The sequence below is a fragment of the Litoribacter ruber genome, from assembly GCF_018500185.1.
GTDB classification, from domain to species: domain Bacteria; phylum Bacteroidota; class Bacteroidia; order Cytophagales; family Cyclobacteriaceae; genus Litoribacter; species Litoribacter ruber.
This window is the reverse complement of sequence record NZ_JAHBGI010000010.1, coordinates 14,761-32,550: the sequence shown is the minus strand read 5'-3', so window position 1 is coordinate 32,550 and position 17,790 is coordinate 14,761. Positions and strand designations below refer to the sequence as shown.

General features: G+C 41.0%; 12 protein-coding genes. 11 read left to right on the top strand and 1 reads right to left on the bottom strand.

Going from position 1 to position 17,790, the window contains the following annotated elements:
- Positions 1-313 precede the first annotated feature (313 nt).
- Both KIH41_RS13590 and gmd read left to right on the top strand, forming a co-directional pair.
- Positions 314-976, top strand: coding sequence for a sugar transferase (locus tag KIH41_RS13590; RefSeq protein WP_246539130.1), 663 nt, complete (start codon positions 314-316; stop codon positions 974-976).
- Positions 977-1,168: 192 nt separating this feature from the next.
- Entirely contained in the window at positions 1,169-2,320 is a 1,152-nt protein-coding gene (gmd, locus tag KIH41_RS13585; RefSeq protein ID WP_214162736.1) for a GDP-mannose 4,6-dehydratase, read from the top strand.
- Between the two features lie 138 nt (positions 2,321-2,458).
- On the opposite strand, the gene KIH41_RS13580 is transcribed toward gmd, so the two are convergent.
- Positions 2,459-3,193 carry a WecB/TagA/CpsF family glycosyltransferase gene (locus tag KIH41_RS13580; RefSeq protein WP_214162735.1) on the bottom strand — a complete coding sequence of 245 codons (735 nt, stop codon included), beginning with the start codon at positions 3,191-3,193 and terminating at the stop codon, positions 2,459-2,461.
- Positions 3,194-3,517: 324 nt separating this feature from the next.
- Between KIH41_RS13580 and KIH41_RS13575 the strand changes: the two genes are divergently transcribed.
- The 9 genes from KIH41_RS13575 to KIH41_RS13535 all read left to right on the top strand — a co-directional run bounded on the left by KIH41_RS13575 (position 3,518) and on the right by KIH41_RS13535 (position 17,753).
- Entirely contained in the window at positions 3,518-3,766 is a 249-nt protein-coding gene (locus tag KIH41_RS13575; protein ID WP_214162799.1) for a PID-CTERM protein-sorting domain-containing protein, read from the top strand.
- A gap of 15 nt (positions 3,767-3,781) precedes the next feature.
- Entirely contained in the window at positions 3,782-4,330 is a 549-nt protein-coding gene (xrtX, locus tag KIH41_RS13570; protein ID WP_214162734.1) for an exosortase X, read from the top strand.
- A 211-nt stretch (positions 4,331-4,541) separates the two neighbouring features.
- Positions 4,542-4,763 (top strand): hypothetical protein, encoded by a 222-nt coding sequence (locus tag KIH41_RS13565; protein ID WP_214162733.1) that lies wholly within the window; start codon positions 4,542-4,544, stop codon positions 4,761-4,763.
- 288 nt (positions 4,764-5,051) lie between these two features.
- The gene (locus KIH41_RS13560; protein WP_214162732.1) at positions 5,052-5,825 is read left to right on the top strand and encodes a polysaccharide biosynthesis/export family protein; all 774 of its coding nucleotides are present in this window, start codon (positions 5,052-5,054) and stop codon (positions 5,823-5,825) included.
- A gap of 125 nt (positions 5,826-5,950) precedes the next feature.
- Positions 5,951-8,158: a GumC family protein gene (locus tag KIH41_RS13555; protein WP_214162731.1), complete on the top strand. Its 2,208-nt coding sequence runs from the start codon at positions 5,951-5,953 to the stop codon at positions 8,156-8,158.
- Between the two features lie 17 nt (positions 8,159-8,175).
- Positions 8,176-9,978 (top strand): ABC transporter ATP-binding protein, encoded by a 1,803-nt coding sequence (locus KIH41_RS13550; protein WP_214162730.1) that lies wholly within the window; start codon positions 8,176-8,178, stop codon positions 9,976-9,978.
- A gap of 12 nt (positions 9,979-9,990) precedes the next feature.
- Positions 9,991-10,722: a hypothetical protein gene (locus KIH41_RS13545; RefSeq protein WP_214162729.1), complete on the top strand. Its 732-nt coding sequence runs from the start codon at positions 9,991-9,993 to the stop codon at positions 10,720-10,722.
- Positions 10,723-10,763: 41 nt separating this feature from the next.
- Positions 10,764-11,642, top strand: coding sequence for a ParB N-terminal domain-containing protein (locus tag KIH41_RS13540; protein WP_214162728.1), 879 nt, complete (start codon positions 10,764-10,766; stop codon positions 11,640-11,642).
- A 72-nt stretch (positions 11,643-11,714) separates the two neighbouring features.
- Positions 11,715-17,753 carry a LamG-like jellyroll fold domain-containing protein gene (locus KIH41_RS13535; RefSeq protein WP_214162727.1) on the top strand — a complete coding sequence of 2,013 codons (6,039 nt, stop codon included), beginning with the start codon at positions 11,715-11,717 and terminating at the stop codon, positions 17,751-17,753.
- Positions 17,754-17,790 lie beyond the last annotated feature (37 nt).

Below are 17,790 nucleotides of genomic sequence, written 5' to 3'. Positions count from 1 at the left end.
TCGGAAGTTAATGTAGGGTGGTATATTCTACATTCGTGCCATGGGGAAAAAGTGTTTTTCCGTGTCTAGGGAGGGGTATTTTGATTTTATGATGGATTTGAATCGTACATTTTTGTTCGTTGGCGGACGATATGGTAAAATACTTTTAGCCAACACTGCTTTAAAAAAGGCTATTATAAATCAAACCCTTTCATCAACTCTAATTTCCATTTCACCGAACCCAAACTTGAAGTGACCGAATTTAAAAGAACTCATATCCTCCATGGATTACTTTTACATTAAAAGAAGTGTGAAAACTTAATTTTTAAATCTTATGGAAAACTTAAGAACTCATCAGATAGGGTTTGGAGCGACGGAAATGAGAAAAAGAGTTTTTGATGTTTTGTTTGCCATCCTAGTGTTGTTTTTCTTGTTAAGCTGGCTCATCCCATTGATGGCAATACTTATCAAGCTGGATTCTTCAGGACCGGTTTTTTTCAAACAACTCCGATCAGGCAGGAACAATAAGCCCTTCTATTGCCTAAAATTCCGCAGCATGATAGTCAACAAGGAGGCAGATTGGCTCCAAGCAAGGCACGACGATGTAAGAATAACAAGAATCGGGGCTTTTATCCGGAAGAGCAACATTGACGAATTGCCACAATTTATTAATGTCTTATTGGGCGATATGTCGGTAGTGGGCCCAAGACCGCATATGCTCAAACATACCGAGGAATATTCATGGAAAATTGAAAACTACATGGAGCGCCATAAAATCCCACCAGGCATCACCGGCTGGGCCCAGGTTAGCGGCTTGAGAGGAGAAACAACAGAGGATGTAGCAATGGAAAATAGAGTAAAAGCGGATTTGTGGTATATGGAGAACAGAACCATGTCTTTGGATGTCAAGATTATTCTCCTTACTGTTTGGCTGTCCTTTTACCCGGTGCATCAGGATCGGGTGACTTCTTTAATGAAGCAATCCGAATTGGCATAATTCCACCAAACCTGAAAAAATAGCATGTTATCAATGAAAAATACGAATAGTTAATTGCAGTGAAGAGAGGTTTATCTCTATTTGACGAAGGTTGGGTAGAGGTGGCCTTTTATTGTTTGATTAACCTATTAAGGAGAAAAATCATGTGGAAAATACATTAAATAGTCCGAGTTGGCATTTAACAATTTCATTATGCATACAAGAACCGCTCTCGTTACCGGTATTACGGGCCAAGATGGGGCCTATCTAGCCGAATTACTTTTAGAAAAAGGTTACAAAGTACATGGCATCAAAAGAAGGTCATCCTTGATCAATACCGACAGGATAGATCACCTGTACCAAGATCCTCATGACCCTGATCCCCAGTTGGTGCTTCACTATGGCGATATGACCGACTCCATGAACATTACCCGGATCATACAGGAAACTCAGCCGGACGAGATTTATAATTTAGCAGCAATGAGCCATGTTAAGGTAAGTTTTGACTTACCGGAATACACCGCCAATGCAGACGGTATAGGGGCCCTGAGGATACTGGAAGCCATCCGCTTGTTGGGTATGGAAAAAAAAGTCAGATTTTATCAGGCGTCCACTTCTGAGCTTTATGGAATGGTCCAGGCTGTTCCCCAGTGCGAAACCACCCCCTTCTACCCCAGATCTCCTTATGCAGTGGCCAAATTATATGCTTATTGGATCACTGTAAATTATAGGGAGGCCTATAATATGTTTGCCACCAATGGGATCCTGTTCAATCATGAATCTCCTATTAGAGGAGAAACCTTCGTCACTAGAAAAATTACCCAAGGAATAGCCAATATTGCCTTTGGGGCACAACAAGTAATTTATATGGGTAATTTGGATGCAAAAAGGGACTGGGGACATGCAAAAGATTATGTGGAAGCCATGTGGAGAATTCTACAACAGGACATCCCTGAAGATTATGTCATCGCAACAGGAATAACCACCACTGTACGGGACTTCATTAAAATGGCTTTTGCAGAAATAGGGTTTCACCTCAGATGGGAAGGAGAAGGAGCTGGAGAAACTGGAATTCTGGATTCCATAGATGAAAAAATATACCGGGAAGCTACTGGTCAAGAATTAGACCCAATAAAGCATGTTCTGGACTCGAAAATAGTAAAAGTGGACCCACGGTACTTAAGACCAACTGAGGTTGATTTACTGATCGGAGATCCTACTAAAGCAAAAGAGAGGCTGGATTGGCAGCCAAAACACACCCTGACCACTTTAGTCCAGGACATGGTGATTTCGGACTTAGAGTGGGTGAGGAACCAAAGAAGGAGTATGGGTGAACTTTATCAGATCGTCAACTATATCGATTAATCACAAAAGGGAATATTCTCTATTACAGTAATTCGATAAACCGAAATTTGTAGAAGCGTGCTTGGAGATAAATCAGAACCAAGCACGCTCTATTTTGACTACTGCAATTAGTTTTAATTAAAAAGTTGGGTCAAATTCTCATGTATAATGCGTTTTATATTGAACCATCACCGTCAAAAGTTTGAAAGCACATGCATACCGGGGAATATAGACTTTAGGCTTATTAATACAACGCACCAGCCAGCCCAAAAAAAGCCTGTCAGCCCAGGTTGGAACCTGCGCCTGCTCTCCTGTTAAAAAGGCAATTGCCGCACCAGTACAGATTATTGCAGGCCTGTAACTCAAATTACCCTTGAGATAAGCACCAAGGATCTCCTGTACCCCCCCACCTAAATTGATCAGAACATATCGGGGCTTTTTCTCTTCCAGTAGGTTCAGCAGATTTTCATCTTCAATACGATCCTTTGGGTAAATCGGAGCTATATAAGAGTTATCAGTTGTCAATTTGAACCCTTTCTTATTTAGATAATCCTGATTGGCATCTGCTTCTTTTTTGGAAGGGTTTACTAACAGAAATTCGGAATGTTTCACTTCCTCATCGGCGAGGAATTGTTGCAGAAATTCAAGCCCGGAAATCCGGTTTATTTTCTGTTCATGGGTCAAGTTCCACAAAAGAGTCATATATCCGCTGTCTGCTATCACCAGATCAGCAGCCTGAAGGGACCTATAATATTCTGTTTCACTATTGATTGTGGCCAACCCCGGGCCAGAAGGCACTACCAAAAGACCTCCCGATTTTAAGGCGGCTATTACTTCCTGCACCTGCCCGTTAAAAAAATCAAGTCCGAGAATTTTGATGAATTTACCCTCCATAAACACTTCATTTTAAACCATTTGCAAATTACAAAGGGGCAAAAAAGAATTGAGGGATTTTCGGTGAACTGGCTTGCTGGGGATATGAACATAAAGGATCAGAGGTTAAGAATTAATATTGAAAATTACCAAACCGTAATTATATGAATCAATTAGTTTTAGGCAAACTACGAAAAAGAGCCATTCACCTATACACCACTGTATTTCAACGAAATACATTATTTCAGAATCAGGCAAGCTATACATTTGTTCTAAACAAGTATTACAAAATTGTAAACCAATTGGTAGAGTAACCTAGTTTGAAGAACCTAACTGTCGATGATTATGAAAATTTCCAGATTTCTTCCAAAATTGACCTTTATGATGGGAATAATTTTTTATTTCATTCTTTCCGACGCATATTCCCAAGGAAGATCCCAAAGTGCACCTGGGAGGGCAAAATCCGAGGCTGCCAAATCAAAAGGAAAAGGCACTTCAGTTCCAATTGACGGCGGATTGGGTTTACTTCTTGCCGCAGGGGCAGCCTACGGTTTGAAAAGGATTAAAGATCAAAAATTAAAAGATATATCTTAAACTAATTATTTTCTGATGGCCCAACGGGTCTCGCAGCAATTGATCATGCAGAAAAAAAACAGATTGTTCCGATTTCTTGTGATTGTAGTAGTACTCATTTTTGGATGGTTGATCCTATATGATGTCTGGTTGAATAAATTCGATGACTTCTTAACGTATCAAATTTCTTTGGCAAGCGGATGGCTCCTCAATCTAGCGGGTTATGAGGTCACCGTGCAGAATACGGCTATCATTCTGAATGGTGAAGAGCTCGTCAGAGTAGGGGCAGCATGTAACGCAATGGTATTGATGGCACTTTTTGCCGGATTTATCATTGCGTTTCCTGGTCCCTTAATAAGGAAGATGATTTTTATTCCTCTAGGTATTCTGATCATTAATATCTTAAATCTGCTCAGGGTCTCAATTTTGGCCCTAAATGCCTTCTATAGCGAGCAAACTCTTGATTTCAATCACAAATACACCTTTACCCTGGTCGTATATGCTGCTATTTTTTATCTATGGATGATATGGGTCCAAAAATTAAGCAAGTACAGAACCTATGTTCCAGCAACTTCAAACGCATAGTATCGTTCGGGTTTTTCTCCTAGTCTTTGTCACGGGTATTTGGATCCTTGCCGGTTTTTTTGAAACCAAGATCTTGGTTTTTTTGGAGACTCTTCTTAGTTCCAATTTTTTCCTAATGGACAAATTTCCATTATACGTTTATTATGGTATTTACTGTGGCCTATGCCTATGCATTATACATTTGGCTTTTTTAAATGCTCAAACTACCCGATTGGCAACCATCCTATATGTACTGCTTTTCATCATTACACTTACCTTAAATGAAGCCGGTAAGATTTTGCTTTTTGAGCCTTTCCGTATTACTGCTTACCGGATGATGACCATTATTGTTTCCCCTTTCCTATTAATATTGATAATTCCAGCAAATTACTTTTTCAAGTATAATAATAAAGCCCAGCAAACTACAGATGGAGTCAATAATACCCCGGAATAACTGTGAGAATTTAACCATTGGAAATAAGGATTTCGGCTAAGAATAGATGCGGTTCACCGAAAAGAAAGCATAATGAGCCAAGATCTTCGCATTTTTAAACTTAACACTTTTCAGGTATTACTGTACCAAATACACAAGGATGCTAATCCTAATTACTATAAGAATCTATCGGCTAAAATCCAACATGAGCATTCTGTTTTTAGTCGAGTTTCTTATTATCCGTACCACAAAAATGTAGCCCCGGGGCTTACCGGGCGAAGCTGTGTTAAATCCTAAGTCAATCTTTTTATGAAATATTCCATATTCAAAATATTTATATATCTCATATTGTTTGCATCCTGTACGAAACGAAATATTGTTTATTTCAGTGATTTGCCCTATGAGGAAATCAACTCTGAAATAATGAACAGAACTGACCATAGAATCCAACCAATTGATTTATTAAACATTTCAGTCAGCACTCTTAATCCAGAATCAAATCTCTTATTCAACCGTGGTTTACTAACCTCGCTTGGAGGCGGTAGCTCGGGAATTAATCAGGCAAGTGTCAGTGAAAGTTACCGGGTCGACAATAATGGTTACATCAACTTCCCTGTATTGGGAAAGGTGGAGGTGGCTGGTTTGACTTTGGAGGAGGCAAACGAGAAATTATCGACTTACCTCCAAGCTGAAGCTAAAAATCCAATAGTCAATATTCGGATCATTAACTTTCGGATCACGGTGATAGGAGAAGTAAGAAACCCCAATACCTTTCCTGTACCTACCGAAAGGATTAATATTCTGGAAGCCATAGGACTAGCCGGAGACCTGACGGCATTTGGCAGACGGGAAAATGTACTTTTGGTCCGGGATGTGGAGGGTGTGCGGACCACGGTACGCTTAGACCTCAATAAAAAAGACCTTTTTTCATCCCCCTATTATTATTTACAGCAAAATGATATCATCTACGTGGAGCCTGTGAGGGCAAGGGCTGAACAGGGAAGTATGGCGAGGGCCAATATTTCTTTGGGTTTTTCTGTCATCTCAATTGTAACCTTATTATTAACCAGGTTTGTCCTATAACGCTCATGAATCCAAAAAACAATAGTTTGTTTGACTCAGGGTCCCAAAAACCAATATTGGAAACGGTGAAGACACAATATTTACCCTACTGGTATTGGTTTGCCATATGCATTTTTTTGGCTTATATGACTGCAAATATTTATACGCGGTACAATTCCACACCTCAATACCTCATCAGCGGAACTTTATTAATTAAAGACAACAACAGCACAGGCGGGCTTTCCTCTCAAATAGGTGACATTTCCGGAAATAGGAATTTGGGTAATGAAATGGTGATACTTCGATCCAAAAATCTGATGCACCGGGTGATTTCAGAACTTTCCCTCCATACCAGTTATTTTTTTGAGGGAAGATTTAAAGATATAGAAGTTTTTCAAGATGACCTTCCGGTATCCCTAATTATCAGCTCAATTGATTCTTCTGCTTATGGAAAATCATTTAAACTAAATATAAAGGAGGACAATACCTTCAACTTAATTGAGGTGGATGATGACAATCAGGAAATAATATCCAAATATAGATTCGGCCAGGAAATAGTGAAACCATATGCAACTTTTACTGTGACTGGATCCCCTAATACAAAAGTGACAAAAGACATTATAGTAAGGTTCCAAAATTTCCGTAAGCTGGCCAGCAAATACAGTAAAAATCTATGGGTGGAATTAGAGACCAAAGATGCAAATGTACTTAGATTAAGCTTGACCGATGCCGTTCCTCAAAGAGGCGTATTAATTCTCAATAAACTTGTTGATGTTTACAACAAGGAAAACATGGAGGACAGAAACCAGGTAGAGGTAAACAGCATCAAGTTTCTGGACGAAAGAATAGCATTCCTATCTGAGGAAATATCTGATGTTGAAAAACATGTTGAACAATATAAAAAACAGAATGACCTAACGGACGTAAATTCAAATGCTCAACTTTACCTCCGCACAGCGAGTGAGTATAATAGGGAACTTGCATCTTTTGATTTACAACTAGAGATAATTAATTCCCTTGAGGAATATCTACAGCAGGAAGAATTAAGGCTGGTCCCGAGCTCCTTGAACATTTCAGATGGAACACTAAATGGACTTATCTCCAAATTCAATGAGCTTCAATTGGATAGACAGCGGATGTTAAGAACCATTCAACCCAGCAGCTCGCTAATCCAGAACATTGATGATCAATTAGCTAATCTGAGAATTAACATAAAAGAAAACCTGGGCAATATCAAAAAAAGTTTATTGATTACCCGTGACAACCTAAAATCCAACTCAGCACAATTCCAATCAAAAATCAGACAGGTACCTACCATCGACAGGGAACTGCAGGAAATCAACAGGCAACAGACGATCAAGCAATCCATATATTTATTTTTGCTTCAGCGTAGGGAAGAAGCCGGACTGGCCCTTGCGTCAATTGAACCAAAAAGCAGAGTTATCGACGCTCCATCAGCAAATAACACTCCCTTTAATACAGGAAGCAGTTCTACTTACCTAGCATCCATTCTATTAGGGTTTTTAATTCCATTTTCATTTATCTACCTGAAAAATATGCTCAACGATAAAATCACTGAAAAGGAAGATGTTGAAAAATCCACCGGTGTACCCATTTTGGGTGAAATCACCCATAGTGATATAACTGATCCTTTACAGGTCACTGAAGGCAATCTCTCTCCTATAGCCGAATCCTTTCGCCTGATAAGAGCCAACCTTCATTTTGCCACTATAGGCAAAGAGAATAAAGTAATATTAATTACATCCTGCCGGAGTGGGGAAGGCAAAACCTTCTTCAGCACTAATCTGGGAGCTAGTTTGGCCATATCAGGAAAAAAGGTAATTCTTTTAGAATTCGACCTCCGTTTGCCCAAACTGATTTCCAACTTAAACTATAAAAACAAAATAGGCATAACCAATTATTTGATATCAAATGATATAGATCTGGAGTCCATAATTATTCCGATATCGGCAATCCCTGGATTATCAGCAATAGGAGCCGGAACCCTCCCCCCTAACCCAGCTGAAATCATGATGAGCACTAAGGTCGGCCAGATGATTAAAGATCTTAGAAAAAAATTCGATTATATTATCATAGACACTTCTCCTGTCGGACAGGTTGCTGATACTTTTAACATTTCATCTTATGCAGACTCCTCCTTATATATCATCCGGTACAATTATTCACGAAAATTAGATTTGGATATTATTGAAGAGGTTCATCAAAGCCATAAATTAAAAAATCCAATGATTGTTCTCAATGATTCTACTAATAAGAGGTCAAAATACGGATATGAATATGGAACTAAGCCTAAAGCCAAAGTTAAAATCTTCCAGAATATTTTTGGATTATAAATATTCAATAAACTTTTATGGGTAAAATATTTCTGGAAAAATTCTTTGAAAAATATTTTGAAAGCTTTACCTATTTTTTCAAAAGGCTAAAGTATAGAATTTTTATCCGAATGGGACTCAGCATTTGTGTGGGGGTATTGGATGGATTTGGCCTTGCCATGTTTTTGCCTCTTTTACAGATGATTGAAGAGCCTTCAGTCGTTGACCCTGATAGCCTCGGGAAATTGTCATTTTTGCTAAATGGACTCTCCTCCCTCGGCCTTCATCTGAACCTCACCACCATTCTGATCATCATGTGCATTTTTTTTATCCTTAAAGGGTTTGCACAATATGGGAACAACATGTACAATGTCACATTAAGGCAATTTTTTGTCAAAACCATCAGAATTTTCCTTTCCAAAAATTTATCAAAAATGTCTTATAAAGATTTTGTCCTTGCTGATGCGGGAAGGATCCAAAACACCATGTCAGGAGAGGTCACTAGGGTTTCAAAGGCCTATGAAAGTTATTTTGGCGCTTTTCAGCAGGTGGTAATGGTAACGGTTTACATGATGTTCGCTTTTTTCATAGATGCGCAATTTGCCTTGCTGATATGTTTAGGTGGAGCCCTTACGAATTTAATCTACAGAAAATTATATAAAGCTACCAAAGTTTCCTCCAAGAGGCTCACCAAAAACACGAATCATTATCAAGGGTTAATACTTCAATTTGTGTCTAATTTTAAATATTTAAAAGCTACACAGTTCATTGATAATTACAATGATAAACTTATTAAAAACATAAAGAAGATTGAAGAAAACAACCGTAGAATTGGACATTTAAACTCGATGGTAAACGCGCTGAGGGAGCCAATTCTGATCCTTGTGGTAAGTGCTGTTATACTGGCACAAGTAAATCTTTTTGAAGGGGCATTGGGGGTCATTCTTATCAGCTTACTCTTCTTTTACCGTGCACTAGCTGCCTTGATTTTACTGCAAACCCAATACAATGATTTCTTGGCAGTTTCCGGCTCATTGGATAATATGAAAAATTTCGAACGGGAATTGGAAGAGGCAAAGGAAAAAAATGGCAAACACCATTTTGAAGGCTTCCAATCCGATATTAAGCTCTTCGATGTATCTTTTGGATTTTTAGAAAATCAAATTTTAAAAAGATTGAATTTGGAGATCCGGAAAAATGAAACCATAGCATTTGTCGGGGAAAGCGGCAGCGGAAAAACCACCTTGATAAATATAATTTCCGGCTTGTTACCGGTGACATCCGGAAATATGGTAATAGACGGCATTGACAGTAAAGAACTCAACAAAAACAGCTATAGCCGAAGAGTGGGATATATCACCCAAGAACCGGTAGTCTTTACTGACACCATCTTCAACAACATCAGCTTTTGGGCAGAGCCTACTGCCGAAAATCATCAAAGATTTCAATGGGCTCTCCAACAGGCATCATTGATTGATTTTATCCAATCCCTTCCTGATAAAGAAAATACCATGATCGGCCACAATGGGGTAAATCTAAGCGGTGGTCAGAAACAGAGGATATCAATTGCTAGGGAATTATTTAAGGAAGTTGATATCCTGGTACTGGATGAGGCCACTTCTGCTCTGGATTCAGAGACTGAAGAAGCAATACAAAGAGGAATAGATCAGCTCCATGGGAAGTACACCATATTGGTAGTGGCTCACCGATTGTCCACCATTAAAAATGCAGATAGAATTATCATCATGGACAAAGGAGAAATAGTAGAGGAAGGGGCCTTCAAAGAGCTGGTCCAGAAATCGTTGAAATTTCAGAAGATGGTGGAATTACAGGTGATGTAAATGGCAAAGTACGTGGAATTGGTAGGGAAACCGGGGGTAGGAAAAACCGCTACTTATATCAAACTGAAGTGCTCTAAAAGTCATCTCATTTTTCATAAAAACTTCCAGAAAAATCCTTATTCAATAAGTGGTGCAATAAATAACAAAATTCAATCTTTAAGGAAGAAATTCCATTTACGCTCCCACTTATCAACGACACCGGAAGAACTTTTAGCTAGATTTTTACATGATAATCATAGGCTGGCTGATAATTTTTGGGAAATAGTTCTTCGTGACAATGACCCTTTAATCAAAAACCACCAATTTCATCTCATCAATTATATCAGAAAAATATTTGAAAAAATCCAGCTTATAAAAGAAGATCTATCTCCCGGACATTTTGTAGTAGATGAAGGTCTTATCCATAATTACAAATATTTTCTCCCAAACAATTCAGGAGAAAACCTTGATCAACAACTGACTCAATTATTCCATATCATGCACCTACCCCAAGGTATTGTGTTTTTTCATGAAGACATCTCGAAAGTTGGAGACCGAACTTTAACCAGAAACAAAATATTAGAAAAAGACATGAATTTGTCCAAAACCGACCTCAACCTATCCAGAGAGGAGGAAATAATGGACTTGATAAAATGCATACAAGTCCTTAAAGAAAAGAAGGTGGAGGTTTTATGGGTGGAGTCCCACGAAGACATTGATTATAATGTTCAAAAAATAACTGAATTCATCAACGCTCTTGATTGACCCTCAGCACTTTTTTAAAATCTTCCTATAGTAATCCTGTTATGAAATTACGCTCTTACTTCAAAATCAAGCCCTTTGTGGAGTTTTTAGCTCGCAAAATGGGCTATGAATTAGTTGGAGAAGGAAGCATATCAGACTTTAAACTTTATCCACGCAAACTGCCAGAGCAAATAAGTCTACAAGCCACTGATCCTTACACGGTACCCATTAGTGTGGATATATCCAATATAACTTCCCGAGTGGGTTTTTCCTTTTCCTCCAACGACTGGCATCCATTTGTCCAAACCTTGAAGGAGTATAAAATAAATCCCAATCTTCGTTATGAAGACTCCACACTTGCCAAACTTTATAACCGCTATACCCCCCAGAATGTCCAAGAGGTGTTGACCGAACAGATACCCACTCCCCAAAAACCTTTTTGTGATTGGCCCCCCAAGTATCAATTTATCACTTGGGTATGGACACTCAACCAAAACCGGGTGGTTAATATAATGAACTACATTAAGGGTCGCTGTGAAACTAATGGCTGGATTTATTTTGGTCCCCATGACATCACTTATGGAAAAAAAGAATTTGATCGGTTGATCAGTCTTTACAATTCGATAAAAAAAGATGGGTTTGCGTCCACGCTTTCTGACCAGGATCCCGTAAATGGTTATTTCCTGAAAAAAGGGAATGATTTGAAATTTGTACTGCTGCAGGGCAACCATCGGGTTTCTGTTTTAAAGGCATTAGAATATAAAACCGTCAAAATCCTTATAAGGAAAGGCCACCCAGCAGTAGTGGGTTATGAAAAATTACACTTATGGACTCAAGGATTTGGAGGGATATATCCTACCATTCTTATTGAACAGTTGTTCAATAACCTATTCTATGGGTCAGGACTGGACAAGGCTAAACGGTATGGGTTGAATCACTGATCGGTGCCAAGCTTTTATGTTTTTTTATACTTCCAAATTACCTCCCTTCTTCAAGTGAAAATGCATTTTGTTATGAAAAAATACATTCTTTTCCTCCTATTAGGTTTGTGTATGGTAGTTTCAGCTTTCTCCCAGGGATTTTCTACCATTTCGGACTTAACCCCAGTTCCTATTTCTACAAACACAGGTGAAAAGCCCCAGTCAAAAGTCTGGGCTTATGAAGGCAAACACTGGGCTGTTCTGCCAAATTCTTCTGGCACTCATCTTTACCGATTGGATGGAACTACATGGACTAATGTCTTAAGATTATCAACAAGGACATCCTCTAAAGCAGATTGTAAATTAAATGGAAATGATGCGCACATTTTATTATTTCAAGGTGCTTCATCACAATTTGTGTCGGTTGAATATAATCATTCCACTGGCAGTTATCAATTATGGTCAAAAAGAACTTCTACAGTCGGATTGAACTTCAGAACCAATACCGAGACTGCGACTATTGATATGGACGGGACGGGAAGAATGTGGCTCGCTTATGATGCTGCACCTGAAGTACATGTCCGGTACAGTGACTCCCCCTACCATACTTGGAGCGACCCCATCACTTTGGCGAATAATATCGCAAATGATGATATTTCCGCCGTAGTAGCCATGCCTGGCAAAATCGGCGTTTTTTGGTCCAATCAGAACACTAAAAGATTTGGATTCAGAACGCATACTGATGGTGCTTCTCCTACTTCCTGGTCTGCAGATGAAATTCCGGCATCTCAATCAGCATTAAACATTGGGGGTGGCATGGCCGATGACCATATGAACCTTGCTGTTGCATCGGATGGAACCCTTTACAGTGCTGTCAAAACCGAATATAATACGACGGGGTATCCTGACATAGCATTATTGGTACGTCGGCCCAATGGAACATGGGATGATTTATATGAGGTAGCCCAAAGGGGAACCAGGCCCATTGTTGTTCTAAACGAAGATCAAAAAAAAATCAGGGTGGTTTATACCGATAGAAACGGAGGGGGAAATATTGAATATAACGAATCCTCTACAGAAAAAATAGCCTTTGGCCCCCAGTTGAGGTTAATGAGCAGTTCAGTTTTGAACAATTCTACGGGGGCGAAAGACAATTTCACCACTGACGTTGTAATTCTGGCTTCAAGCACCACTCATGCTGCAGGTGTTCTTGCAACAGACGGTACTCCACCTTCAGGACTCCAACCACCAACCTTGGACTCTCCTCCTAATTTGTATACCAATGTACCTGTCAACCCTCGATTAGAATGGATCCAATCTTCCGGAGCTGAAACTTATCATGTTCAGGTTTCGAATAAGGAAGATTTTTCATCCTTATTTTACGAAAAAAACGGCGTGACCGATTTGTGGGTTAATCTTTCCGGGCTTGAAAACAATACCACCTATTACTGGAAAGTGCGAGCGTCTAATTCAAAAGAAACAAGTGATTGGTCGGGGGTATGGAGGTTTACCACCAAAGCGGCGCCTTCCGGCACTCCTCTGGTTGCCCATTGGAAATTAGACGAAGGTAGCGGCACTACTTTAAAAGATGAATCCGAATATACTAATATAGCCACCATACGGGGCAATCCAACTTGGATTGATGGAGTGAAAGGTAAGGCTCTGAGGTTTAATGGCTCTAACCAATTTGCAACTGTACCCGACAATGCCTCTTTGGATCTTAGTGAATCACTTACGATAGCTACATGGATCAAACCCGAAAAAACAGCCACACAATATCTTATCAAAAAAGCAGAGAGCCCAATTGATGGCTATGAATTGTCTTTGGCCAGCAATGGCAAGGTTTTTTTCCGCTTCAACCAAGAAACTTCCGGCAACACTTATAGATTAAACTCCTCCACCTCCTATCCTGCTAATGGCAACACTTGGATGCATGTAGCCATAATCTATGACGGGGCAACCCTACGTATGTATATAGATGGAAAAGAAGACAGTAGACAATCCTATTCATCTCCTCCCCCAGTCAACATGAATGACCTGGAATTAACAATAGGCTCCGGATTTGATGGATATCGAGGACTGCAGGGCGCCATGGATGATATCCACATCTACAATACTGCACTATCCTCCGCAGAAATAGCAGCACTTGCAGCAATTGAAGGAGAAGAACCAACAGCCCCAGTCACACCAATTCTTACTTCGCCGGAAAACCAAGCCAAAGGAGTTTCTACCAATCCTACATTGGTATGGAATACCTCAACTGGTGCCGAAACATATCAGGCTCAAGTCTCCACCTCACAAAATTTCTCCTCTTTAATCTTTGACCAATCAGGAATTACTAGTTCCTCTGTAAACGTCTCTGGTCTCTCTCACACTACTACATATTACTGGAGAGTCAGAGCAACTAATGCAGCAGGAAATAGTGAATGGTCAAGTATCTGGAGTTTCATTACAGGTAATGAACCCATTGGAGGAGACCTGGTGGCAAATTGGAAAATGGACGAAGGCAGTGGAACAATTGTAGACGATGCTTCCGAAAACAAAAACCATGCTTCAACCTCGGGAGGGCCTACTTGGATTGACGGTGTAAAAGGAAAAGCCTTAAGGTTCAACGGATCCAACCAATATGCCATAGCGCCAAATCATGCCTCCCTCAATTTGACCCAGTCCCTGACCATCGCCGCGTGGATCAAACCGGAAAAAACCGCTACACAATATTTGATCAAAAAGGCGATACAGGGTTCTGTTGACGGCTATGAGCTTTCACTGGCCAGTAATGGAAGAGTATTCTTCAGGTTCAATCAAAATATGTCAGGTGACACCTACAGATTGAATTCCCAAGTTTCCTATCCTTCCAATGGAAACACCTGGATGCACGTAGCGGCTACTTTTGACGGCTCAACGATGAGGTTATATATCGATGGGGTCGAAAACAGCTCAACCACCTTCAGTTCTCCCCCTCCAATCAATACGAACACCCTTGCACTTGCCCTTGGAGCAGAGGCAAATGGTTTCAGAGGACTTCAAGGTGCTATGGATGAGGTATATATTTTCAACAGGGCACTAAGCTCGGCCGAGGTTAAAGAATTGGCATCAATTGGAGAACCATCTACTCCAATAACCCCTATACTTGCTTCTCCAGAAAACAACGAAAGCGGAGTTTCTACTTCACCGACTTTAACCTGGAGTGCTTCCGATGGAGCTGTAACCTATCAGGCACAGGTATCCACTTCCGTCAATTTCTCGGGAACGGTATTGAACCAAACAGATATTACCCAGACCTTCGTTGAGCTAAATGATCTCCAAAACGAGACAACCTATTATTGGAGAGTCAGGGCAACAAATGAAGCAGGAAACAGCGATTGGTCTTCCACATGGAACTTTACAACCACACCAGCCGCCCCAGCTCCGGCCGAACCGCCGGTTTTGAGCTCCCCGGCCAACAACTCCACCAACATTTCAACAGCACCGGAATTAAGTTGGAGTAATTCCGATGGGGCTGTGAGCTATCAGGCACAGATATCCACTTCCGCCAATTTCTCGGAAACGGTATTTGACCAAACAGATATTGCCCAAACCTTCGTTGAGCTAAATGATCTCCAAAACGAGACAACCTATTATTGGAGAGTCAGGGCAACAAATGAAGCAGGAAACAGCGATTGGTCTTCCACATGGAACTTTACAACCACACCAGCCGCCCCAGCTCCGGCCGAACCGCCGGTTTTGAGCTCCCCGGCCAACAACTCCACCAACATTTCAACAGCACCGGAATTAAGTTGGAGTAATTCCGATGGGGCTGTGAGCTATCAGGCACAGATATCCACTTCCGCCAATTTCTCGGAAACGGTATTTGACCAAACAGATATTGCCCAAACCTTCGTTGAGCTAAATGATCTCCAAAACGAGACAACCTATTATTGGAGAGTCAGAGCAACAAATGAAGCAGGAAACAGCGATTGGTCTTCCACATGGAACTTTACAACAACACCAGCCGCACCTGCACCGGCCGAACCGCCGGTTTTGAGCTCGCCAGCCAACAGCTCAACCAACATTTCAACAGCACCGGAATTAAGCTGGAGGGCTTCCGATGGAGCGGTAACCTATCAGGCACAGGTATCCACTTCCGTCAATTTCTCACAAACGGTATTTGACCAGACAGATATTGCCCAAACCTTCGTTGAGCTAAATGATCTCCAAAACGAGACAACCTATTATTGGAGAGTCAGAGCAACAAATGAAGCAGGAAACAGCGATTGGTCTTCCACATGGAACTTTACAACAACACCAGCCGCACCTGCACCGGCCGAACCGCCGGTTTTGAGCTCGCCAGCCAACAGCTCAACCAACATTTCAACAGCACCGGAATTAAGCTGGAGGGCTTCCGATGGAGCGGTAACCTATCAGGCACAGGTATCCACTTCCGTCAATTTCTCACAAACGGTATTTGACCAGACAGATATTGCCCAAACCTTCGTTGAGCTAAATGATCTCCAAAACGAGACAACCTATTATTGGAGAGTCAGAGCAACAAATGAAGCAGGAAACAGCGATTGGTCTTCCACATGGAACTTTACAACAACACCAGCCGCACCTGCACCGGCCGAACCGCCGGTTTTGAGCTCGCCAGCCAACAGCTCAACCAACATTTCAACAGCACCGGAATTAAGCTGGAGGGCTTCCGATGGAGCGGTAACCTATCAGGCACAGGTATCCACTTCCGTCAATTTCTCACAAACGGTATTTGACCAGACAGATATTGCCCAAACCTTCGTTGAGCTAAATGATCTCCAAAACGAGACAACCTATTATTGGAGAGTCAGAGCAACAAATGAAGCAGGAAACAGCGATTGGTCTTCCACATGGAACTTTACAACGACACCAGCCGCACCTGCTCCGGCCGAACCGCCGGTTTTGAGCTCGCCGGCCAACAACTCTACCAATATTTCAACAGCGCCAGAATTAAGCTGGAGTGCCTCCGATGGAGCTGAATCCTATCAGGCACAGGTTTCCACTTCCGCCAATTTCTCGGAAACGGTATTTGACCAAACAGATATTGTCCAAACCTTCATTGAGCTAAAGGATCTCCAAAACGAAACAACATATTACTGGAGAGTCAGGGCAACAAATGCAGCAGGAAACAGCGAATGGTCATCCACATGGAACTTTACTACTGTAAAAATATCTAGGATAGGTCAATTGGTAGCACACTGGCAATTGGATGAAGGTAGTGGCACTACTCTCAATGATGCCTCCGGTTTCAACAATACAGGCATCATTACAGGAAGTTCCACTTGGGTACAGGGAGTTAAAGAGTTAGCTATTAGATTAAATGGTTCTGGACAATTCGCTACAGCGGCAAATGATCCTTCTCTAAATGTTTCCGAAGAAATCACCATTGCTCTATGGGTAAGGCCTGAGAAACGAGGTGTACAAAGTCTCCTCAACAAAGCTGATTTTGGAGCCCGAAGCGGTTATGAATTGTCCCTGGCCAATAACGGAAGGGTCTCTTTCCAAATCAACCATAATTCCAGCAGGGTGACTTCGCAGGCTTCCTATCCAACGAATGGTAGAACCTGGATGCACATTGCCGTGACATATGATGGGTCTACATTGAAACTTTTCATAGACGGTGTAGAAAACAGCAGCAATAGTCTCTCTTCTTCTCCCCTAATAGGAACCAATGACCTTCCTTTGATCATAGGCGCTGAACAAGGCGGAGTCAATAGTTTAATGGGGGCTCTGGACGATATAATGATTTATAATAGTGCATTAAGCCCTTCTCAAATCGGGGAAATTGCCGGAGCAGTATCTGGTGCTTCCCTAAGGGTTGCTCCAAGTGAACTCACTGAACCTAAGGAAAAGGAAATAGAAGCTGAGTTGTTGGCTTTTCCTAATCCATTTGCGACCAAAGCCACTGTTACCTTTACCTTCCCAGAAGAAAGCGCCTACAGTCTAACCCTTTATGACAGTAAAGGAACAACAGTTACCCAACTGACCCAAGGAGAAGCAAAAGCAAATGAAAAGAACACCTTTGAAATAGATGGAGCAGGACTACCTGCAGGTATCTATCTACTCAGATTGCAGACAAGGCAGGGTAAAACCAAAACCCTGCGGCTTGTTCTGACAAAATAAATCTCCACTTATACACCTTTTCGATTTTTCTGTCATT